The organism is Bacillales bacterium (assembly GCA_035700025.1).
GTDB lineage: Bacteria > Bacillota > Bacilli > Bacillales > DASSOY01 > DASSOY01.
Genome location: DASSOY010000048.1, coordinates 198,825 through 220,283, shown reverse-complemented (window position 1 = coordinate 220,283; position 21,459 = coordinate 198,825). Strand labels below are relative to the sequence as shown.

The 21,459-nt window shown below is 48.1% G+C and carries 25 protein-coding genes and 4 tRNA genes; 13 read left to right on the top strand and 16 right to left on the bottom strand.

Annotated elements, in window-relative coordinates:
- Window positions 1–1,053: a M42 family metallopeptidase gene (locus tag VFK44_08750; protein HET7628460.1), complete on the bottom strand. Its 1,053-nt coding sequence runs from the start codon at window positions 1,051–1,053 to the stop codon at window positions 1–3.
- A gap of 99 nt (window positions 1,054–1,152) precedes the next feature.
- Here VFK44_08750 and VFK44_08745 point away from each other — a divergent pair, with 99 nt between their 5' ends.
- Entirely contained in the window at window positions 1,153–2,040 is an 888-nt protein-coding gene (locus VFK44_08745; protein ID HET7628459.1) for a hypothetical protein, read from the top strand.
- Window positions 2,041–2,048: 8 nt separating this feature from the next.
- On the opposite strand, the gene VFK44_08740 is transcribed toward VFK44_08745, so the two are convergent.
- Together VFK44_08740 and rpmG are read right to left on the bottom strand one after the other, a co-directional pair.
- Window positions 2,049–2,618, bottom strand: a complete 570-nt coding sequence (locus VFK44_08740) for a 5-formyltetrahydrofolate cyclo-ligase (protein HET7628458.1) — start codon at window positions 2,616–2,618, stop codon at window positions 2,049–2,051.
- A 58-nt stretch (window positions 2,619–2,676) separates the two neighbouring features.
- A complete protein-coding gene (gene rpmG, locus VFK44_08735; protein ID HET7628457.1) occupies window positions 2,677–2,826 on the bottom strand; it encodes a 50S ribosomal protein L33 in 150 nt (49 codons plus the stop codon).
- Window positions 2,827–2,996: 170 nt separating this feature from the next.
- Here rpmG and VFK44_08730 point away from each other — a divergent pair, with 170 nt between their 5' ends.
- Together VFK44_08730 and VFK44_08725 are read left to right on the top strand one after the other, a co-directional pair.
- Entirely contained in the window at window positions 2,997–3,194 is a 198-nt protein-coding gene (locus VFK44_08730; GenBank protein HET7628456.1) for a hypothetical protein, read from the top strand.
- 22 nt (window positions 3,195–3,216) lie between these two features.
- Window positions 3,217–3,729 carry a hypothetical protein gene (locus VFK44_08725; GenBank protein ID HET7628455.1) on the top strand — a complete coding sequence of 171 codons (513 nt, stop codon included), beginning with the start codon at window positions 3,217–3,219 and terminating at the stop codon, window positions 3,727–3,729.
- 43 nt (window positions 3,730–3,772) lie between these two features.
- Here VFK44_08725 and VFK44_08720 read toward each other — a convergent pair whose 3' ends face one another.
- From VFK44_08720 to VFK44_08710, 3 genes are all read right to left on the bottom strand, one after another.
- Entirely contained in the window at window positions 3,773–5,854 is a 2,082-nt protein-coding gene (locus VFK44_08720; protein ID HET7628454.1) for a penicillin-binding protein 2, read from the bottom strand.
- 81 nt (window positions 5,855–5,935) lie between these two features.
- Window positions 5,936–7,216, bottom strand: coding sequence for an MFS transporter (locus VFK44_08715; GenBank protein HET7628453.1), 1,281 nt, complete (start codon window positions 7,214–7,216; stop codon window positions 5,936–5,938).
- Window positions 7,217–7,357: 141 nt separating this feature from the next.
- Window positions 7,358–7,969 (bottom strand): superoxide dismutase, encoded by a 612-nt coding sequence (locus VFK44_08710; GenBank protein ID HET7628452.1) that lies wholly within the window; start codon window positions 7,967–7,969, stop codon window positions 7,358–7,360.
- Window positions 7,970–8,171: 202 nt separating this feature from the next.
- On the opposite strand from VFK44_08710, the gene VFK44_08705 reads away from it, so the two are divergent.
- The 5 genes from VFK44_08705 to VFK44_08685 all read left to right on the top strand — a co-directional run bounded on the left by VFK44_08705 (window position 8,172) and on the right by VFK44_08685 (window position 9,433).
- A tRNA-Met gene (locus tag VFK44_08705) sits at window positions 8,172–8,245 on the top strand.
- Window positions 8,246–8,466: 221 nt separating this feature from the next.
- Window positions 8,467–8,543, top strand: a tRNA-Ile gene (locus VFK44_08700).
- A gap of 88 nt (window positions 8,544–8,631) precedes the next feature.
- Window positions 8,632–8,721: transfer RNA gene (locus tag VFK44_08695), tRNA-Ser, on the top strand.
- Between the two features lie 84 nt (window positions 8,722–8,805).
- Window positions 8,806–8,878: transfer RNA gene (locus tag VFK44_08690), tRNA-Phe, on the top strand.
- Between the two features lie 69 nt (window positions 8,879–8,947).
- Window positions 8,948–9,433, top strand: a complete 486-nt coding sequence (locus VFK44_08685; GenBank protein HET7628451.1) for a DUF1189 family protein — start codon at window positions 8,948–8,950, stop codon at window positions 9,431–9,433.
- Here VFK44_08685 and VFK44_08680 read toward each other — a convergent pair.
- Together VFK44_08680 and VFK44_08675 are read right to left on the bottom strand one after the other, a co-directional pair.
- Entirely contained in the window at window positions 9,430–10,059 is a 630-nt protein-coding gene (locus VFK44_08680; GenBank protein HET7628450.1) for an NfeD family protein, read from the bottom strand. The two genes, VFK44_08685 and VFK44_08680, sit on opposite strands and share 4 nt — an antisense overlap.
- 209 nt (window positions 10,060–10,268) lie before the next feature.
- A complete protein-coding gene (locus VFK44_08675) occupies window positions 10,269–11,141 on the bottom strand; it encodes a DUF1002 domain-containing protein (GenBank protein HET7628449.1) in 873 nt (290 codons plus the stop codon).
- Window positions 11,142–11,248: 107 nt separating this feature from the next.
- Here VFK44_08675 and VFK44_08670 point away from each other — a divergent pair, with 107 nt between their 5' ends.
- Together VFK44_08670 and ispG are read left to right on the top strand one after the other, a co-directional pair.
- The gene (locus VFK44_08670; GenBank protein HET7628448.1) at window positions 11,249–11,587 is read left to right on the top strand and encodes a hypothetical protein; all 339 of its coding nucleotides are present in this window, start codon (window positions 11,249–11,251) and stop codon (window positions 11,585–11,587) included.
- Window positions 11,588–11,716: 129 nt separating this feature from the next.
- Window positions 11,717–12,814 carry a flavodoxin-dependent (E)-4-hydroxy-3-methylbut-2-enyl-diphosphate synthase gene (ispG, locus tag VFK44_08665; GenBank protein HET7628447.1) on the top strand — a complete coding sequence of 366 codons (1,098 nt, stop codon included), beginning with the start codon at window positions 11,717–11,719 and terminating at the stop codon, window positions 12,812–12,814.
- A gap of 29 nt (window positions 12,815–12,843) precedes the next feature.
- Here ispG and VFK44_08660 read toward each other — a convergent pair whose 3' ends face one another.
- The 3 genes from VFK44_08660 to VFK44_08650 form a co-directional block, all read right to left on the bottom strand.
- Entirely contained in the window at window positions 12,844–13,416 is a 573-nt protein-coding gene (locus VFK44_08660) for a nitroreductase (GenBank protein ID HET7628446.1), read from the bottom strand.
- 84 nt (window positions 13,417–13,500) lie between these two features.
- Window positions 13,501–13,875 carry a DUF4190 domain-containing protein gene (locus tag VFK44_08655; GenBank protein ID HET7628445.1) on the bottom strand — a complete coding sequence of 125 codons (375 nt, stop codon included), beginning with the start codon at window positions 13,873–13,875 and terminating at the stop codon, window positions 13,501–13,503.
- Between the two features lie 92 nt (window positions 13,876–13,967).
- Complete coding sequence (locus tag VFK44_08650; protein ID HET7628444.1) at window positions 13,968–14,180, bottom strand: DUF1540 domain-containing protein; 213 nt, start codon at window positions 14,178–14,180, stop codon at window positions 13,968–13,970.
- Window positions 14,181–14,306: 126 nt separating this feature from the next.
- Between VFK44_08650 and VFK44_08645 the strand changes: the two genes are divergently transcribed.
- Window positions 14,307–14,561, top strand: coding sequence for a DUF2624 domain-containing protein (locus tag VFK44_08645; protein HET7628443.1), 255 nt, complete (start codon window positions 14,307–14,309; stop codon window positions 14,559–14,561).
- Window positions 14,562–14,591: 30 nt separating this feature from the next.
- Here VFK44_08645 and VFK44_08640 read toward each other — a convergent pair whose 3' ends face one another.
- Entirely contained in the window at window positions 14,592–15,485 is an 894-nt protein-coding gene (locus VFK44_08640) for a deoxyribonuclease IV (GenBank protein ID HET7628442.1), read from the bottom strand.
- Between the two features lie 261 nt (window positions 15,486–15,746).
- Between VFK44_08640 and vrrA the strand changes: the two genes are divergently transcribed.
- Window positions 15,747–16,331, top strand: coding sequence for a VrrA/YqfQ family protein (gene vrrA, locus VFK44_08635; protein HET7628441.1), 585 nt, complete (start codon window positions 15,747–15,749; stop codon window positions 16,329–16,331).
- 69 nt (window positions 16,332–16,400) lie between these two features.
- Window positions 16,401–17,342 (top strand): 4-hydroxy-3-methylbut-2-enyl diphosphate reductase, encoded by a 942-nt coding sequence (locus VFK44_08630; GenBank protein HET7628440.1) that lies wholly within the window; start codon window positions 16,401–16,403, stop codon window positions 17,340–17,342.
- Between the two features lie 33 nt (window positions 17,343–17,375).
- Here VFK44_08630 and VFK44_08625 read toward each other — a convergent pair whose 3' ends face one another.
- The 4 genes from VFK44_08625 to VFK44_08610 form a co-directional block, all read right to left on the bottom strand.
- Window positions 17,376–18,503, bottom strand: a complete 1,128-nt coding sequence (locus tag VFK44_08625; GenBank protein HET7628439.1) for a Nif3-like dinuclear metal center hexameric protein — start codon at window positions 18,501–18,503, stop codon at window positions 17,376–17,378.
- Window positions 18,496–19,206, bottom strand: a complete 711-nt coding sequence (locus VFK44_08620) for a tRNA (adenine(22)-N(1))-methyltransferase TrmK (GenBank protein ID HET7628438.1) — start codon at window positions 19,204–19,206, stop codon at window positions 18,496–18,498. Before VFK44_08620 ends, VFK44_08625 begins: the two co-directional genes overlap by 8 nt.
- Window positions 19,207–19,263: 57 nt before the next feature.
- Window positions 19,264–19,614: a cytochrome c gene (locus tag VFK44_08615; GenBank protein HET7628437.1), complete on the bottom strand. Its 351-nt coding sequence runs from the start codon at window positions 19,612–19,614 to the stop codon at window positions 19,264–19,266.
- Between the two features lie 205 nt (window positions 19,615–19,819).
- Entirely contained in the window at window positions 19,820–21,442 is a 1,623-nt protein-coding gene (locus VFK44_08610; protein ID HET7628436.1) for an AMP-binding protein, read from the bottom strand.
- Between the last annotated feature and the right edge of the window lie 17 nt (window positions 21,443–21,459).

The following is a 21,459-nucleotide window of genomic DNA, read 5'->3' as shown; positions in this document are numbered from 1 at the left end:
TCAAGAAATCATTTTCGATTGCAAATAATGATAAATCAAATCCCCTGTAGAAACGAGCGACTCCCGATGTGTACGTTCGTATGCATGCGAAGCATCTACACCCGGGCCGATGAGCCCGTGAATGATGTCATGTCCGGCGCGGACAGCCGCAGAAGCATCGGAATTGTAAAAAGGATAAATGTCCACTTGAAAGCCGATGTTATGCTTCTCGGCGAGTTTCACGAGATGTTTTCTCAACCCGTAATGATACGGGCCGCTCGTATCTTTCGCGCAAATGGAAACCGTAAATTCATCGGTTGTTTGACCATCGCCGATCGCTCCCATGTCAACCGCTAAATATTCAATCGTTTCCGGCGAAACATTCGAATTTGCCCCATATCCGATTTCTTCGTTGTTGGCAATCAAAAAATGTGTCGTGTACGGCAACTTGATTTTATTTTCGACGAGTTGCCGTACAACCTCAAGAAGAATCGCGACGCTCGCTTTATCATCCAAATGCCTTGACTTGACGAATCCGCTGTCCGTTGATTCAAAACGCGGATCAAACGATACGAAGTCACCAACCTCGATTCCAAGGTTACGTACATCCTTCGCGTTTCTTACTTTTTCATCGATCCTCACTTCGATGTTTTCATCGTTTCGTTTCGCTTCTCCCGCATCTTTGTAAACGTGTACGGCGGTTTGATGCATTACGATCGTTCCTCCATACCGTTTTCCCCCGGAAGTTTCGATCGTGCAATATTCTCCTTCCGCGTGATTCCACGGAAAACCGCCGATGCGCGACAACGTCAATCGCCCGTTTTCTTTGATTTGTTTCACCATTGCCCCTAATGCATCTACGTGCGCAGTAACAAATCGATGCCGCGTGTCGTCTTCGCCTTGCAACGTTGCCAGCAATGCCCCTTTGCGCGTTACTTTCGTCGCAACGCCGAATTGTCGCAACCGATCATCGATCACCTTAATAATTTCCGATGTGTTCCCCGTCGGGCTCGGGATGTTGACCAATTCATCGATCACTTTGACGATTTCGTCGTCATTTACTACATGTCCCATTCTTCCGAGTCTCTCCTTTAATTGAAAGATAAACACCCGCCTCATATTTTAACATTAATCACATAAATTGATGAAAAAGTTGTCCTTTGGAGGTTTCCTATGAAGCGGGCGGGTTTGATAGTACTGGCGGCGCTTATCAGCGCCTGCTTTGCCGCATTTTACGTTTCTGTCGAGAAGACAGCATCGCATTCTCCAATCGTCTATTTGCCGACAAATGAAAACCATCCGTTTCGCCGCGCCGAGACGGAATTGCATAAAGGGAAGCAAGTCGATCCAGACGAATATACGATAAACTGGACCTTGCGCTCGGAACTGAATGGCAAAGCAACGTTCAGACAAGATTTTTCTTTGTTGTACGAAGACGGAAAACTGATTGACCGTCTTGCCGAGCAGCGTGAAAACGCTGGTGAGTTGTATGCGCAAAAGAGTGTTCGCTGTGAAGACAGCGGCCATTTTCGGGCCATTTCCGTTCATTACGCGAACTTCGGTACTGATGAACAACATGAGACGAGCTTGTTGGCAATGAGTTATGATCAAATTTACGTGATGGACTCTCCGCTGAGCGAGACTGATTCGTTCAAAGTTCCGATCAGCGAGGAAGAGAAAGAATGGAAATCGATACTTGATCACGCAACCGAAGAACAAGTCCAATATGCTTGGCATGCACTCATCGAGTCGTTCGCCATCAACCGCAATGCTTATTACTCGTTTTCGCTTCCTTACCTTCATGTGTTCTCAAGAAACCGGCTTCCCGGCTTAACAAAGCAGCAAACAGAACGGGCCTTGGCGCAATTATGGCAGACGCTTTATTCGGATTACGTTTCCGGCGTCACACGAAAAGACGGCGAAAAAACTTCTCCGATTGGAAGCACCGTACCCCTCGTTTTGTTCAGCAAAAACCGCACCGGCTTTGTCGTATTATTCAAAACGGCGGACGGCGGGAACGTCAAACTTGAAGTGAAGCTCGATCTCGGAGAAAGCGAATGAATTTCCAACTATCCGTTGCACGTAAGGACCCTAGATTCCGTTACAATCATATCGACCGGGCGATCAAACGGTTCGACGGGAACGTCAGCATTTAGTTGACATTCAAATGCAAGCGAAACAGCAAACAACTGGTGACGCTCCAAAAACCGATCGTAAAAACCGCCGCCGAATCCGATCCGGTAACCGGCTTCGGAAAAAACGAGCCCAGGGACGACAAGTAAGTCGATCGCTTCCGGAACGATCAACCGCGAGCGACGTTCCAGCGGTTCACGAATGCCCGCGAACATCGGTCGAACGTCAGCGAATGACGAAATCTGTCGAAATTGCATCGCTTTTTCAGCAGGAAGCACTTTTGGTACAGCCACGTTCTTTTCTTGTTCCCATGCTTTTTGAATGATCGCTTCGGTATCGATTTCATCCGGGGTCGACAGCGTAATGCCGATCGTCCGCGACTCCTTCCATTCCGGCAACGCATACAGACGTTGAGCCGCCTCCTCTTGCCAACGTTTCCGTTCATCGGCCGGAATCGCATTTAAAGTTTTCTTCATTTTTTCCCGCAGCATGCGTTTCGCATCCATCGTCCGCCTTCTCCTTTTCCATCCATGAAAAAAGCACCGGGAGCTCTCCCCCGCTGCTTTATTTCGTTTCTTTGTGTACGGTGTGTGTTCTGCACGACGGGCAGTATTTTTTCATTTCAATGCGATCGGGTTGTTTCGTTTTATTTTTCGTTGTTAAATAATTGCGATGACCCGATTCCGTGCATTCCAAAGTTACTTGAACTCGCATTCCTGTTCCCTCCAAACGTTATTCGTTGTTACTTTACCAGAGTTTCCGTACAAATTCAAGATCGGCCAATTTGGTTCTCATTTTCCATTGTTTTTTTGGACGAATATGTTATAAATGAAGAGGATGCATCGAATATTGTTGAATCATGGCGCAAGGAGGTTAGATACATAATGGAATTTGCAATTTTCGGACTGTTGGTCATTGGAGCGATCGTATTTATCGCGTCGTTCTTTAAGAAAGACCGCTTCGCGGACATTGAAAATCAAATGGAAAATTTATCGATCACGTTGATGCAAGAACTTTACAAAGTGAAGAAAAAGCAAAACGAACTGGAAGATGAAATCATGATTCAACATCGTCGCGACTAAAAGGAAAAAAGAGGGATCTTTTATGACGAAAAGGGGAATGCGCGGATTTGCCGCAGGGATTTGGGTGGCCGCTTTGGTAATGGCCTTCTTCGTATACACGAGCGATTCGTTGGAAAAGACGGCGGCCAAACCGGCAGTCATAACTGAGTCGCAGGTTGATGAGTATTTGGATACGCATGGACAAGTAGCCGTTTCCGAATCGGAATACGAGAACCTGCAGGCGAAAGCCAAGGCGAACGAACAAGAAGAAAAATCGAAAACGGCTGCGGATGATTCAGACGATTCGAAGTCAAAATCAGACATCGAATCGGACACGAAAAAAGAAAATGTTCGCAGTTTCACGCTGCATATTCGCTCGGGCATGACGGGCGGCGAGATTGCCGCGAAGCTTGAAGAGGCGAACATTATTAAAGACAAGTTCGACTTGATCCATTATTTGAAAAAACACAATATGGAACAAGACGTGCAGCTCGGTACGGTGCAAATAAAGAGCGACATGACAATCGCGGAGATCGCGAAAAAAATCACATCTTGATAGACGAATCGCCCCGGGAAATTCCCAGGGCGATTTTTTTCATTTAACTGCCGTTTTTCATCTCAAAATAGGCTTTGAAAATCTGACCTGCCAATTTGATGTGGTGACCGCCGTTGTCGTCACCGGGGACGATCACAACAACTGTCACTTCCGGTTCATGTCCTTCTCCCGCGGGAGCGTAGCCGCTGAACAGCTCATTGACGGTTTCGTGACCATTGATCGTCACATCGGCCGTACCTGTTTTTCCCGCAATCTCGTATTTTTCATATTCGCCGCGGCCGAGTTGAGGGGCGGTCGGCAGATGAGAATAGACGCGTGCTCCGTGAGTAACGAGCCAAAACCCTTTATGGACTTGTTCAAGGGCATGTTGGTTCATCGTGATATGATTCAAAACGTTCGGTTCAAATTGATAGACGAGTTCACCTGGTCCTTCCGCATCGGCATTCGGCTCATGCACCGATTTCAACAAATGAAGCTGCAAACGGTAACCGCCGTTGGCGATTGTCGAAAAGTATTGAGCCACTTGGATCGGCGTATACGTATCAAATTGGCCGAAAGCAAAGCGTAAAATTTGCCCAGGCTGAACTTGGTCGATGTCTCCTTCGTATCCGAGCCCTTCCTTCGGTAAATCAATTTGCGTGCGGATCCCCAAACCGAATTGGCTGTATATTTCCCGCAATTGATGGAACGCGTGAAAATATTGTTCGTCCCGATAAGTGTACACTCGGTAATACGATCCTTTATCGACCGTCTTGAAACCAGCCATATTCGCGGCGATTTTTGCCATAAAAATGTTCGAGGAAGCTTCCAGCGCCGTCACCGGGGTGACGACTCCGATGTTGTTGCCCGGATACGATTGTAAATCGTTACCGTTTTTGAAAACAAATTTTTTATCATTAAAAGCGCTTGGCACGGTATTCGTCTCAAATCCGGCAAGCACCGTCGCCCCTTTGATGTTCGAGCCGATGACAAAGGAACCGGTAATTGTTTGGTAAGAGACGTTGTTAAATTGGCCGTCTTCGTATTCCACGCCGTTCAGTGCCAAAATCCCGCCGGTTTGCGGGTTCATCACAACGGCATAAGCACTGTTCAAATAAGGGTTGTGCCAATGGAACATGGCATCACGGACGCCCGCCTTTAAGATTTCCTGCACTTTTTTTTGCAATTCCAAGTTGATTGTCAGCTGAATGTCGTACCCGCGATGTCCGGGAAGCTGCTTCGGGTTCGCAAGCAACTCACCGTCTTCATTCAATTGAAACTGCAATTTCGTCGGCGTTCCGTTCAGAAGGTTTTCGTAATATTGCTCCAGATAGCTCGTTCCGACGAGATCGTTCCGGTTATAGCCGCGAGCCAAATAATAATCCAATGATTCACGCGGAATTTCTCCGACGCTGCCTAAATAAAACGGATCTCCGTTCGGATAAACCCGCTTCGCCGCCTGAGTCAAATCAATGCCTGGCAAACTTTCGAGATGTTCACCGATTTTATAAAATGCTTCGTCTTCAATGCCGATTTTTACGTAATACGGCGTTAAATTCATCGCTTGATTTAACTTTCGAAAGATCGCCGCGACTTGCAAATCATGGTTCGTCAGCGAATCTATATTTTCTTTCGTGATTCGATCGAGCAGCGCGTCGTAGGCGGCGCTTTTGTCATCACTTTTTGAAAGCCGGTTGTATTCTTCGTCCGACAACTTTTCATGATAGGCGTTCAACAACCCGTGCTTCAAAATCCAATAATCCTTCTTGTCTCTTACCGTCAATTTCTTAGGATCCATGTGGATGTATTCAGTTAACTTTTCGGCAAGATGAAGCAAATCCTCCGCGGAGTCGTCTTTCGTTCGCGTAAAGGTAATCGCGTTTTCACCTTTGTTGCCGACAAGCAGTTCGCCGTTCGTGTCGTAAATGAGTCCTCTAGCAGCATCCAGCTTACTCGTCGGTCTTACTTGTTCTTTGACTTGTTGTTTATACGTCTCCCCTTCTACGATTTGTACGATGCCGAGCCGCAAGATCAATATCGAAAACAGGACGAAAACGACAATAAACAGTACGTTTAATCGAAAAGGAACTTGATTCTTTTTCTTCGGTTTTGCATTCTTTGGCTTTGATTTCGTTTGGCCGACCATGTTCAATCCCTCTCCGGTTTCTTTGTAACTATTCAAAGTTTAACCGGAACGGCTCGTCATTGTAAAGCAACGATTTTTCACCTATACGGTCGACCCTTTTTTCTGCAATGACCGCCTTTCTCCTTCTCCCCCCTGAGGTGAATGGGAGCTTTTTCGAAGTTGAATGTTTCGAACGAACATATAAATAAACAGATGTCCGGCACCGAGTACAGCTAACAAATAAGGGATCGCTTGCTTATCATCAAACAAAAACACAACAGCGAGAAAAGCCAAAATCGAAATCACCCTTCCCGCATTATAATAAAGTTCGCGAACAACGACATATTCGATTCGCATGTCTGCCGCTTTCCAACCTTTTCCGATGACATCAAATGTCAGCGACATATACGGGACGAGCAAGAGCGGATAAGCGAGCGCAATCGTGACGCCGTAAGCAAGCAACAAAGGATAAGTTAATTGGAACAAAATGAAAAACACGGCCGCATACAACGCCAAACCGCCGGCAAGTATCGCCTTTTTCCGGTGGCGGTTTTTGATCATTCTCGTCGCTCCATAATAAGCGCCGAAAGAAACGGCCGACTGAACGAGTCCGTAAGTGCCGAGCGCCAGTGCGCTTTTCGTGGTGATAAACACCCAGATCACAATAACAAACGCAAACGTACCTTCCCGCAACCCCTGAAAAAAATGCGCATTCAACACGGCCCGCCAATTGAGGTTATGCTTCCGTTCAACAATGATTTGACGAAATCTGTACGATCCTCGCGCCGATCGCCTTTTTAAGTAAAAACTAAGGACGACTGCACAGCAGAAAAACAACAACGACAACGTAAAAATGATCCGGTAACCGGTGAACTTTTCCATTGATGAAATAATGGCTCCGGCAGAAAACGGGCCGATCATTCCTGCAAGCGAAGACAGCAAACCGAGAAATCCGTTAAAAAAATCGCGGGTGTCCGGCTCGGTGATCTCAAATGTAAGCACGTTGAAGGCCAGCCAATAAAACCCGAAACCAATGCCGAGCAGTCCGCCCATCACCATCTGCAAACCTTCAATGTGATCGCCGAAAAACAGGACCGTTAAAAAAAATACCGACAGCAGTGAGACCCCTACCCGGAGCACAATCACGCGATCCACTTTCTTGGCCCACCGGCCCGCAACAATAAAGGCGAGCGGCTGCATAATGACAATGCCTAAATTATACAAGGCAAGATCCGCGAACGAACCTGACTGCTTCCAAATGTAAACGTTGACGAAAGTATTCGACAAGGCAATACTCAAAAAATAAAGACCGCCCACAATCAGCAAGAGGGTAAGGTCTTTGGATACGTTCACTTTGCCGAGAATTTTCTTTTTCACGTTCATCGCCATTTCTCCCTTTTTGTCACTACAAGATAGTGTGCTACAAGAGGGAATGGCTATTCATCACATCAAGAACTGTGTCTGCATTAACGCGATCATAGAAAAAACCGGGGGCATGTGCCCGCCGGTTTTTCAACGTTCGATTTACTTCGCTTGCTTGAAGCGCTTTTCGACTTCATCCCAGTTAATGACGTTGAAGAAGGCTTCAAGATAATCCGGACGACGATTTTGATAGTTCAAGTAGTAAGCATGTTCCCAAACGTCAACACCAAGAATTGGGGTTTTTCCGTCCGATAGCGGGTTGTCCTGATTCGGCGTATCGACGATCTCCAACTCTCCGTTGTTCACGACGAGCCAAGCCCATCCGGAGCCAAAGCGTCCGGCACCTGCGCTTTTGAAAGCTTCCTTAAATTCGTCGAAGCTGCCAAATTTCGCATTGATGGCTTCCGCCAATTCGCCGCTCGGTTGTCCGCCGCCGTTCGGGCTCATGATTTGCCAGAACAAGCTGTGATTCGCATGGCCGCCGCCGTTGTTGCGAACCGCCGTGCGGATGTTCTCAGGCACTGCATCCAAATCGGCAATGAGCGCTTCCACACTCTTGTCCGCCAAATCGTCATGGCCTTCCAATGCGGCGTTCAATTTTGTCACATAAGTGTTATGATGCTTGCCGTGATGGATCTTCATTGTCTCTTCGTCGATGTGAGGCTCGAGTGCGTCGAATGCGTAAGGCAATTCCGGTAATTGATAATTTGCCATTGAAACCATCCTCCTCGGTCTTTTTGATTAGTTTTGAAAAGCACATGAAGCATATGTACTTCACTTATTACAATACCAAATGTACCCTTTGGATTCAAAGATTAAAACTGAACTTGTGCTTCATTTTCCAGTCATTTTTCAAAAAATCTTCTTGCGCAGCAAGTCGCTTCGTGGTATATTAAACGTTGTCCGATTAAAACAAGGCGGTGTAGCTCAGCTGGCTAGAGCGTACGGTTCATACCCGTAAGGCCGGGGGTTCGATCCCCTCCACCGCCATTCTAGAAGTGAGAAATTTAGAGGTTGGAAGTTGGAATCTACATCAGAAAACAGCTAACCAACGTCATACTTTCATATTGGACCCTTAGCTCAGTTGGTTAGAGCAACGAGCACCATCTTCACGAACAACTTCGAGTTGTACCGACGATTCACTTCTATGCGCTTACTTGAAGAGGATGGGACAGACAGAAAACAACTAACCAACGTCATACTTTCATATTGGACCCTTAGCTCAGTTGGTTAGAGCAGACGGCTCATAACCGTCCGGTCGTAGGTTCGAGTCCTACAGGGTCCACCATGTTAGAAGTTAGAAATTAGAAGTTGGAAGTTCGAAATTCATTAGCTTCAACTCCAATCTCTAACCTCTCATCTCTAACATCTAATCTGGAGGAGTACCCAAGTCCGGCTGAAGGGATCGGTCTTGAAAACCGACAGGGGCTTCACGGCCCGCGGGGGTTCGAATCCCTCCTCCTCCATCAGTTCACTTCTTGATTTACTTGTAGAGGATGGGACACGAGTCGTGAAGACGCCTGAGCGTGCTTCCCCGGTTTCAACTTCATGGCTCGATAGCTCAGTCGGTAGAGCAGAGGACTGAAAATCCTCGTGTCGGCGGTTCGATTCCGTCTCGAGCCATCATGAATTAGCACCGAAAAGCCCGGGGACCACGTCCACCGGGCTTTGTTACGAAAGGCGGGATCGGCAATGACTATGGGGCGGATCTTCCTTGACGGAATTCGGCTTCCGCAAAAACAAGCGATGTTTCGTCTGAATCGCGTTCGCATGGGAAAAACGATCGCGTATTTTTTTCTGCTCATGATTCTTGTCTCGTTGCCGGAAGCGGTTCGCTTCATCCTTGCCCCACATCCAGAACTTGACGAGGAAATCCCTCTTACACTGTTTATTTTGCAATTTTCCGTTTATTATTACTTGTTGTTTGTTTTTGTCGGCTTGCTCGCCGTCTCTGTGTCAGCCGGATTCGGCAAGCTGTTCAGCACTGCGGCCCAACGAAAGCTCACCTACCAGCAAATTTGGAAAGTTACCGCTTTCGCCTTGACAGGGCCGCTGCTTTTGTTCACGTGCGCGCAAAGTTTTGGTTGGCAGTCGTCTTTGCTCCTCTTGCTGCTCTTTCTTCTCACGCTCAGCATCGTCTTCCGCATCATCCTGCACTTCCCAAGAAAACAGAGCTAGTCTGTTTTTTCTTGCACCACGATGCGTGTCCCGTCGACGGCCGTTACGAGGACCGGCATATCGGATTGCAGCCACTTTCCTTCGGAAACGGCGCTGTACGACTTCCCTTCAATTTTAACCGTACCGCTCGGACGAAACGGGGTTTCCGTCATCCCTGTCCTGCCGATCAAGGTCCGATATTCCTCATTGATCGAATTATAACCCGCCTCGCTCGTCAGCCTGTCTTTCAAAGTCAACTTGCCCCATATTGCCCGCGGTCGAAACACTTTCAAAAAAACGAAAGAACCGCTCATTCCCACAAGCAGCGCAATCGCCGCCAAAACCCCGTACAAAACAGATGGAGCCGGTATCGCAACCGCCGCCATCATCATCACCACACCGAACAAGGCAACAATTCCGTGATTCAACAGCTTTGCATCGATGATAATGGTCAATAAGCCCGCGACATACAAAAATGACAACAAGTAAACATTTTCATCATTGACAAAATAGGAAAAATAAACAGCCATCAAGCCGATGCCGATCAATGCGAAAATGCCGCGCGTTTTGACAAGCATTTCTCCGAACAACAATAACGAAGAAAAGAAGATGACAAAAAATCCGATGATCGGAAAATCGAGCAGCATGACTCCCCCTCCTTAAATGTACATACGACATCCGACGATAAAAGGTTTCACGCAAAGCAAGATCTCATTTCTTCCACAAAAAAACGGAACGGACACCATGCCTCTTTGAGACGCCAAGCTCGTTGAAAGAATCAAGAAACGTGCGCTAAGAGGATGAATGCCCGTTACCCTAAACTTAAGCTGAAAAAATCAAGGCTTTCTTGCCAGTGTTAAAACCAAGAACGAATTTGATCGATCAAGCTGCCGATCGCCTGCAGCACTTTTTTAAAGAAAGACTGGGTATCTTCGTCGCTCAAAAACTGATTCAGTTGTTCCGACATATCGTTCAACTCGTTTTTCAATTGACTCCAGTCGATGTCCAAGTTTTTGATGTGATCGAACAGCGTCAACAATTGATTCATTTGTTCATCGGTTAGCTGCACGTTCAAATCTTTGGCCGCTTTGTCAATGAGTTCCCGCAAGTCTTCTTTCGATTCGACCGGATGATCGGCGAGTGCCTGCTTAATTTTCGTGATCAGCTGCGCGGCTTTGTCTTTGCCGATGTCTTCCCCGAGTTCCGCCGTTTTCACCAATTCTTCATTGGCCACTTTCTTTTGATCTTCCGTCAACTTCAGATCGGTTTTCACGTCATAGGCCTTTAAAATTCCCGTCAATCCTGCAGTTCCTGAAACTTTAAACGGCGCAGTGACGAAAATGTCCGCATCGTGAATCCCCGCGGTCATTAGTGCGTTGGCGTACATCGCTTCGGTGACGTACGTAATGTTGTTCGTCTTAACATTTAAACCTGCCCCTTCTTCAGCAAGCGTAATTTTTGCCGAAGAAATGGCATGAGTGCCGATTTTCTCATCGCTGATGTAATCCCCTAAATATTTATGTTCTTCTTCGTTCGTGACGTAAACGATTTCCACTTCGTTTTCGTTTACCTTCATTTGATTCAATACGTTTTCTTTTTGTTCAATCGTCAAGTCTTTTCCGAGTGTCACGATGACATCCCCGGGTTTTGCATCCGCATGGGCGGTTGCCGGCAGCGCCAAAACGAGCAGCAACAAGGCTGTGAAGATGGCTTGTACCTTCTTGTTCATTCTCATCCCTCCTGAACATGCCTATATTTTATCGGAATCGACGATGAAAAAGCAACATATAGTTCGTCGGACAAGCATAAGTTGTACAAAGATGGGAGGGAAGCGACATGAAAGGGTTTTTCACGTTTTGTTTTTGTTTGTTGGTCGCGTACACGGCATACTACGATATCACATACGGAACGATTCCAACTTCGCATAATGCGGGAGGAGCAGAAACATCAACCGCGGCCCGTACTGAAAACGAAGAGGAACGGATTCCTGCGACGAGTTGGAAAGTCCATCCAGGCGAAACCGTTCTGTCAATCAGTGAGAAACTGAACGGAAACGCAAAGGCATCGATCGAAAAAATCGTCTCCGACTTTAAAAAATTAAATCCGGGTGTGAACGTCCATCAACTGCAAATTGGGAAAACATACCGCTTCCCCGTTTATACGCAATCAAGATAACACATGGCTTGATGCCGTACGTTGTTACTGCTAGAATAAACCTGTATGCTTGCCTGCCAAGCATTGTGAATGACGCGTCCAAAGCGAGAGGACGTCATTTGAGTCGTTACTGAAGGAGGCGTTCGGGGCATGAACGAAATCACCCATCGAACGAAAACAAGACCGGTGAAAGTCGGCAACGTCACCGTTGGAGGGAACAACCAAGTCGTTATCCAAAGCATGACGACAACGAAAACGCGGGACGTCGAAGCCACAGTCAATGAAATCCATCGTCTCGAAGAAGCCGGTTGCCAAATCGTGCGAGTCGCTTGTCCTCGCATGGAAGATGCGCTCGCCATCCCGGAAATCAAGAAACGGATCAACATTCCGCTTGTCGTAGACATTCATTTTGATTATAAAATGGCATTAAAAGCCATCGAGGGCGGCGCCGACAAAATCCGCATCAACCCCGGGAACATTGGAAGCCGCGAACGCGTGGAAGCCGTCGTTAAGGCGGCAAAAGCAAAAGGAATCCCGATTCGGATCGGCGTCAATGCTGGTTCGTTAGAAAGGCACATCCTGGAAAAGTACGGCTATCCTACCGCGGACGGCATGGTTGAAAGCGCGCTTTATCATATAAAAATTTTGGAAGACCTCGATTTTCACGACATCATCGTTTCGCTGAAAGCGTCTGATGTGTTCTTAGCGATCGAAGCTTACGAAAAAGCGGCACGGGCATTCGATTACCCGCTCCATCTCGGGATCACGGAGTCGGGAACTCAGTTCGCCGGCTCGATCAAAAGCGCTGCGGGTCTCGGGACGATCCTTCACAAAGGCATCGGCAATACGCTTCGCGTCTCGCTGAGCGCCGATCCCGTTGAAGAAGTGAAAGTGGCGCGCGAACTGCTGAAAACGTTCGGACTCGCGGCTAATGCGGCGACGTTGATTTCTTGTCCGACGTGCGGACGAATCGAGATTGATTTGATCAAGATCGCCAACGAAGTAGAAGAATACATTTCCACAATCAAAGCTCCAATCAAAGTGGCAGTACTCGGATGCGCCGTCAACGGACCGGGTGAAGCCCGTGAAGCGGATATCGGCATTGCCGGCGGCAAAGGGCAAGGCTTGTTGTTCCGGCACGGGGAGATCATACGCAAAGTACCGGAAGAAACCTTGGTCGACGAATTGAAAAAAGAAGTCGACAAACTTGCTGAAGAACATTACGAGAAACAAAAACAAGAAGCTTGACGCCTCAACGGTGCCAAGCTTCTTTTTATTTAGTTTTCATGCCATGTCACGTACTCATGCAACGGTTTTTTTCCGGGCGGTTTCGGTTCCTCTTCCGGATAACCGACATACAAAAACCCGAGCACGCTGCCGTTTTCCGATACGTTGAACACTTGTTTCATATATGGATGAAAAGCGGGTTTTCCTGTCCGCCATTTCACCGCCAACCCGAGATCATGGGCGACAAGCAAAACGTTTTGGACAGCACAAGAAGCCGCCGCAATTTCTTCGATCGGTTCGATCATTGCCCCTTCGGCAGGTTCCACCGTTACGACGATCACTACCGGGGACCGCCGTGCTTTTTGCAATCCTGCTTCTATCGCTTGTTTCTTTTCGTCTGCCGACGGATCGTGAATTTTTTCAACGTTAATTTGTCCGTACACTTCTCCGAGTCGGTCCCTTCCTTTTCCGGTCAACACATAAAAATGCCACGGTTCCGTTTTATGGTGATTCGGTGCCCACCTGGCCGCTTCAAGCATTGTCTGAATGTGTTCCTTTTCCGGCGTCCGTTCCGATACTTTACCGATCGATCTGCGCGTTCGGATAGCTTTGAGAACCTCCATGTCAATCCCTCCCAACCGATTTCCTTCCCCATTATAAAGCATAAAAAACGAGATGCCCACTGCTGGACATCCCGTTTTCTTTCGTTATACAAAAGGTGCGGCAAACAGACTAATGACGATGGCTGCGATACCGACACCTATGGCCCATGCGCCCCAGGTGTTGGCTCCTTTGGCACGCGCGATGAAGCCGATGACGATTCCGGCTCCACCCATGACGATAGGCAAAAAGAAGAATGCCAATACGGAAAGAATAAGGGCCAAAATTCCGTAGCCTGTTCCGTAATTGACACCGGCTTGCGTTCCTCGATTGCCCTGCTCCCCACGATTATCCTTGTCGATTTCGGTATCGTTTTCAGTTACGCCCCAACCTCTTGCGACTGGGGTCGTTTCGGTTGCCGTTTCTTCAAGATAATCTGATCGGTCATTGACATGTTCATCATAGTTGCGATAATCATCCATTCGCCAATCCCTCGCTTTCCTTGCGTGAGGAGCACTCTTAGTATGACTCAACGGCACGAGAATATGATGACAATAATTGCATCCGGTGATTGTTAATCGATGGGATCAAACGTATGACAGCATGTTTGCGACACTTCCTCAGCGATATCACGGTGATCAGCAGCACCGATGAGCCGACCGGACGATGACATCGTATAAGAATTTTCCGCATGGCTGTCGATTTCGACGAGAATAGCATCAGCGTTGCAGTGGTTGCCTTCCTCCCAGTAAACGCAATTCGAAACGTTGCATTTCACGATCGGCATGTGCATACACTCCTTTCCTTGTTAGTTTGCGCCGTTTTCCTCAAAATCATGTGGAACGTGCACGAATAACGTTTGCCCCTCATACAGTATTCCGTTGAATCTCACCGGAAGCGAAGGAGTGAAAGCATGAACGGATTCATTAAGCAAATGATTAATCAGAAACTGAATCATTTGACTCCCGAACAATTGTTGCAATTAGCCAAACAATACGATTTATCGATCACGCCGCGGCAAGCGGAACAAATTACCGCCATTTTGCGCCGTCATCAAATTAACATCGCCGACGACAGGCAGCGAAAACAAATTTTGCAGGAAATTTCCGCAGAAGTCGATCCGGCCATCGCTAAAAAAATTCAGGCGTTGTTCCAACAGTTTCTTTAACAAAACGGCATAAAAAAAGAGGCATGAATCTCATGCCCCAATGAGTTTGTTTTGCAATTGATCATCGAAAGATTTTTGCTTCAACATTGCGATTTCCAATTCGTAAGGCGGTTTGCGATTACGTTTGTCTGGACCGACGTACGGCGTTTCGAGAATTTTCGGTATCGTCTTGAACGTGTCGTGATGGACAATGTAATTCAAGGCATCGAAACCGATATGGCCGAAACCGATATTTTCGTGACGGTCCTTTCGAGCGCCCTTCTCGTTTTTACTGTCGTTAATATGAAGCACGCGAATGCGGTCAACACCAATAACCTCGTCAAATTTGCGCAAAACGCCGTCAAAATCGTTTTTCACGTCGTATCCCGCATCATGAGTATGGCATGTGTCAAAACAAACGGATAGTTTATCATTATACGTGACACCGTCAATGATTTTCGCCAATTCCTCGAATGTTTTTCCGCACTCCGAACCTTTGCCGGCCATCGTTTCCAAAGCGATTTGCACGTTGGTTTCCGGCGTGAGCACCTCGTTCAATCCTTCAATGATTTTAGCGATCGCCGCATCTTCGCCCGCGCCGACATGCGCTCCGGGATGAAGCACGATCTGCCGTGCGCCGATCGCTTCCGTACGCTCAATTTCCGAACGCAGAAAATCAACACCGAGCTTGAATGTTGCCGGTTTCGTCGTATTCCCGATGTTAATGATATACGGGGCATGTACGACGATTTCATCGATGCCGTTTTGCTGCATATGTTCTTTCCCCGCTTCGATGTTCAATTTCTCAATCGCTTTTCTGCGGGTGTTTTGCGGTGCACCGGTATACACCATAAACGTGTTGGCACCGTAGGAACATGCTTCTTCACTAGCCGCAAGCAGCATTTTGTCACCGCTCATCGACACGTGTGAACCTAATTTAACCATCTGTTCGCCCCCTGAAAGTTTCTGAAAAAGGCTTGTTTCCTTCCCCATTTTACCACGTGTAACCGATGGATACAAAAGTATGCTGCTGCCCATCCGTTTCCCAGGATCCTTGCATACGTTAAAAGTATAGTCATGATCATGAGAGGAGGTCTTGATCAAATGGCCTTATTTGGAAATCATGTTCCTCCCATGCCGAACGGAGGCTTTCCTGCCGGTGGACCCGGTTTCCCTTTCGGACCACCTGCGGGAGGAGCACCGACAATGGCCGGCGGAATGTTTGGCGGCGGCGGTGCAGGTCCTGCAAGTTTCGGCGGCGCAATGCCGGGAGCGGGATCAGCTTCCAGCGCGAGCAGTGCCGGAGGCGGTCTCGGCGGATTCGGCAGGCTTTTGTCAGCATTCACCGGGGGCGGAGGCGCACCGGCCGGGCCGGCAGCTTCCGCATCGACGGGCGGAATAAGCGGCATGTTCGGAAATCTTCAAAAAGCGATCAAAGTCATGCAAACCGTCGGTCCAATGGTGCAAAAAGCGGCTCCGGTCGCGAAAAACATCCCGAACATGATTCAATTGATGAAGGAATACCAGGAATACAGCAAAAACAAAGAAAAAGAAGCGGAAACTTCGGATGACAGCAACAACAACGACAAACGAAACGATAAAGAATCCGACAAAATCAAAACGCGGGAAAACAATTCGAATGCCGGAAGGTCAACCGAAAACAAGGAATCGGCAAAACGTGACCGCCGATCGTCAATCGAAACACAGTCATCAAACGCGGTGAATCGGAATTCAAGACGGAATGAAAATTCGAATCGGCGAAAATCGTCAAAACCGAAGCTGTACGTATAACGAAGATCATTTGTTTTCCCCTTTCTTCTCCTTTATAATAAGGACGAAGATGGAAAGGGGAATTCATCGATGGAAGTCATTAAAATTTCGCCTCGAGGCTACTGTTACGGGGTTGTTGACGCGATGGTATTGGCCCGGCGGGCGGCGCAAAATCCCGACTTGCCGAGGCCGATCTACATTCTCGGCATGATCGTACACAATCATCACGTAACGGACGCTTTCGAAGACGAGGGAATCATCACGCTTGACGGAGCCAACCGTCTCGACATATTGAAACAAGTGGAAAAAGGAACGATCATTTTCACGGCGCACGGCGTATCTCCTGAGGTACGGCGCATAGCGAAAGACAAGGGATTGACGACGATTGATGCCACGTGCCCGGATGTTACGAAAACGCACGACATCATCCTCGAAAAGAAAGAGGAAGGGTATCACATCGTTTATGTAGGAAAAAAAGGACACCCTGAACCGGAAGGCGCGGTAGGCGTTGCTCCGGACGTTGTCCATCTCGTCGAATCGCTGGAGGACGTTGATGCTTTGGATTTGACGGCTGAGAAAATTTTGGCAACGAACCAGACGACGATGAGTCAATGGGACGTCAACAAAATCATGCAGAAAATCGTTGAGAAGTATCCGCAGACGGAGATTTACAACGAAATATGCCTGGCGACGCAAGTACGCCAAGAGGCGGTCGCCGAACAGGCGAAACAAGCGGATTTACTCATTGTCGTCGGCGATCCGCGAAGCAACAATTCAAACCGGCTCGTTCAAGTTTCCGAAGAAATCGCCGGAACGCCCGGTCACCGAATCGCCAATCTTTCCGAGCTCAAACTCGAATGGCTGAACGGCGTCGAGAAAGTTGCCGTGACAGCGGGCGCTTCCACGCCGACACCGATCACGAAACAAGTCATTCGGTTTCTCGAACAATACGATCCGAACAACGAAGACACATGGAATAAAGAAAATCCGATCGAACGAAAAAAAATCTTGCCCAAGGTAAAAGTGAAATAGCTGAAAAGATCCCCGTACGGGGATCTTTTCGCGTTACACGAAATGAAATGGATCGGTGTTTGTCTTGGACACAAAAACTTCCGTATCGTATCCTTGTGCCGCGACAAACGCATTCAACCGGCGGCTAACCTCTTCCTTCATGACTTTTTCGGCATAATGACCGGGATCGACCACATTCAAACCGTCCATCCATGCTTCATGAGCTGTATGAAAGTAAACATCTCCCGTCACGTAAACGTCAGCACCTTTTCGTTTTGCTGTTGACATAAACTTATTCCCGTCCCCGCCCAAAACGGCGACTTTTTTCACGATCGCGTCTGCCTGTCCGACAAAACGGACACCCCTGACCTGCAAACGCGTTTTCACGTGTGTCGCGAATTGATGCAGCGGCATCGGTTCGCTCAATTCCCCGATTCTGCCGACGCCGGCAAAGTCTCCTTCATTTTGCAGCGCATACAAATCGTAGGCGACTTCTTCATATGGATGTACTCTTTTCATCGCAGCGATCGCCTGATTCGTCAATTCTTCCGGTAAAATCGTTTCGATCTTCACTTCTTCGACGCGTTCCCATTTTCCTTTCGTGCCGATATGGGGATTCGTCCCTTCTCCCGGCAAAAACATGCCCGTTCCGCGGCTGTTAAAGCTGCAATGGCTGTAACGGCCGATATGTCCGGCTCCAACGTCCCCGAGCGCTTGCCGGACGGCTTCCGCATGTGATTCCGGAACATATACGGCAAATTTGACAAGCTTTCTTTCTTGCGTCGGTATGAAAATTTCCGTATCCTCAACGCCTAAAACTTCTGCCAGCCGATCGTTTACGCCGCCGACGGCAACATCGAGATTCGTATGGGCGGCATAAACCGCAATGCCTTGGCGCAAACATTTTTCGATCATCCGTCCTCTCGCAGTATCGGTATCGATCCGTTTGACCGGATGAAACATCATCGGGTGATGAGCGATGATCAAATCCACCCCTTGTGCGATCGCTTCATCGACGACATTCTCAAGAACGTCGAGTGTGACCATCACTTTTTTGACCGGTTTGTTCAACGTTCCGAGTTGCAACCCAATTTTGTTTCGATCATCTCCGATCGCCAACGATTTAGGGCTCCAGGCTTCAAAAGCTTGAATCAACGTTTGTCCGCTGGCAAATTTACTCATTCAGCAACTCCTCCGTTTCTGCGATGCGTTTCCGCAACTGTCGTTTTTTTTGCACAAGTTGTTCGGTTTCGGCCGCCTGGATCATTTGTTTTTCGATTTTTTTCCAATGGCGCAGCTGGAGACGCCATTTTTTCAAAAACACCGAATTCCGCTCTTTCATCAAAAACGGTCCGTAAAGCAACCCTTGCCGGCCCGTGCCAACGTAGGGACGGTGCGGATTTCCCGGTTCCGCTGTAAGGATCTCGTAAATATGCCCGTCCTCTTCGAGAATGGACTCATGCCTCAACTCCCATCCATGATCAACGAGCCAAGTTCGCACCCCTTCAGCTTCGACATTCGGTTGCAAAACGAGACGACGGACCGCACTCAACTTCTCTTTCCCTCGTTGCAATATGTCGGCGATCAATGGCCCCCCCATTCCCGCGATGACAACAACGTCAACCTCGCCTTGGCGAATCACTTCCAGGCCGTCTCCCAATCGCACCGAAACGACATCGCCCAAGTGCAGCCGGTCCACTTGCGATTTCGCCGACGAGTACGGACCAACCGCCACTTCACCAGCGATCGCGGCACGTATTTTTCCAGCCAAACTCAAAAAACAGGGCAAATACGCATGGTCAGAACCGATGTCGGCGAGCGATGCGCCTTCAGGAACCGCATCTGCCACCGCTTGCAATCTTTTCGACAATTTTATTTCATTCATGTGTATGCCGCACCTGCCAATGAAAAAAAGCTCTCTGCCAAGCAGAAAGCTTTTTCGTTATTTTTTCTTGGCCAACCATTCGGCCACTTTCTTGGCTTCTTCCCCTTGGATCAAGCCTCCGGGCATCGCGCCGCCGCCGTTTTTGATTTGCTCCAAAATTTGTTCTTTCGACAATTTGCTGCCGATATGTTGAAGACTCGGTCCCATTCCGCCTTCAAGATTTTGACCGTGGCAAGACGCGCAATTTTTCTCGAAGATTTGTTTCGGGCTGGCATCCGCCGTTGCGCCTCCGCCGCCTTTTGCTTGGTCATTCCCTATTTGGCTGGCTCCGTAAAATCCAATAATGCACATGAGTACAATACCAAGAACCACAATAATGCCGTAAGGAATTAAAGGATTGCTTTTCATGCGATGTCCTCCTTGTACGTTGATTCCTTCGTATGTAAGTTAAAATAGCAGCTCCCCCAACCATTTTACTTGAAATGGGCGGGCAAGGAAAGGCAGTTCCTTCTATCTTCCAAAATAAAAGGAGCGATCGCCTGTGACATAACCTATTCTACCATAACTGACAGAGTTTAAACAAAAAAACGAGCCGTCTCGATGGAGAAACGGCTCAATGGTCAGCAAGCATTGATTTCACTTGCTCGCGCAATTTGAATTTTTGAATTTTTCCCGAAGCGGTCATTGGATACTCGTCGACAAACATAATGTATTCCGGGATCTTAAAACGAGAGATCTTACCTTGGCAAAAATTACGAATCTCCTCTTCTGTCACCTTGCTGTTTGGCCGTTTTCTAACACAGGCAACCACTTTTTCTCCATATTTTTCATCGGGTGTCCCAACCACTTGAACGTCAAGAACGTCCGGATGCTCATATAAAAATTCCTCGATTTCACGCGGATAAATATTTTCCCCTCCGCGGATGATCATGTCTTTTAGTCTTCCGGTGATCCTCACATAGCCCGATTCATCCATCGCTGCCATGTCGCCGGTGTGCAGCCATCCACCTTCATCAATCGCGCGTCTCGTTTCTTCCTCCATTTTGTAATACCCTTTCATTACGTGATAGCCGCGCGTGCACAACTCTCCTTGCTCTCCCGGCGCTGCTTCCTCTCCTGATACCGGATCAATGATTTTCACTTCAATTCCCGGCAATGCCCTCCCGACCGTATTCACCCTCCGATCAATCGGATCATCGGTACGCGTTTGCGTAATGACGGGAGATGACTCGGTTTGCCCGTATGCAATCGTAATTTCTGCCATTCCAATTTCGTTGATCACTTTCTTCATCACCTCGATCGGGCAAGGAGATCCAGCCATAATACCGGTCCGCAGCGAGGATAAATCGTAATTCGCGAATCCCTCGGTATTCAGCTCCGCGATGAACATTGTCGGAACCCCGTGAAGCGCAGTACATTTTTCTGCTTCGACAGTGGCCAGTACGTCTTTCGGGGAAAATTCAACGACAGGAACCATTGTTGCCCCGACGGATACCGCGGCCAATGTACCGAGCACACATCCGAAGCAATGAAAAAATGGAACCGGAATGCACATGCGGTCTTCCAGTCCGAGTCGCATCGCCTGCGCGATTGAATAAGCATTGTTGACAATATTGAAATGCGTTAACATGACGCCTTTCGGAAACCCAGTCGTTCCAGACGTGTACTGCATGTTAATTACATCGTGTTCGTGGAGTTCCGATTCACGGTCATGCAAAGCTTCGTCCGAAATCTTCTTAGCTGAAGTCAAGAATTCCGTCCATCCGATCATCCCCCTAGGCGGATGCACCTTCCCGCCGTCCAAAAACACGAAATGTTCGAGTGAAGGAAACGCTTCTTTTCCCTCCTGTATGATCGCTTCCGCCATTTTCACGTAGGAATTGTCTTTATAGCCTTCAACGAGAAAGAGCACTTTGCTGTCCGATTGTCTCAACAAGTAATCGAGTTCTTTCGCCTGATAGCTCGTGTTGACGGTGACCAAAACCGCGCCCGCACGCGCCGTTCCAAACTGGAGTAGCAGCCACTCGGGTACATTCGTTGCCCAAACCGCGACATGATCACCTTTCTCGATCCCTAACGCCATTAAGCTTTTTGCGACTTTACCCGACAATTCGTAAAATTCCTTATACGTATAACGAATGCCGTGTTCGGGATACACAATGGCCTCATGGTCCGGCAACTCATTCGCCTTTTCCCTCAATAATCCGCCGACGGTTCGACTCAAGAGCCTTGTCATATGTGCCTCCTTTTCCG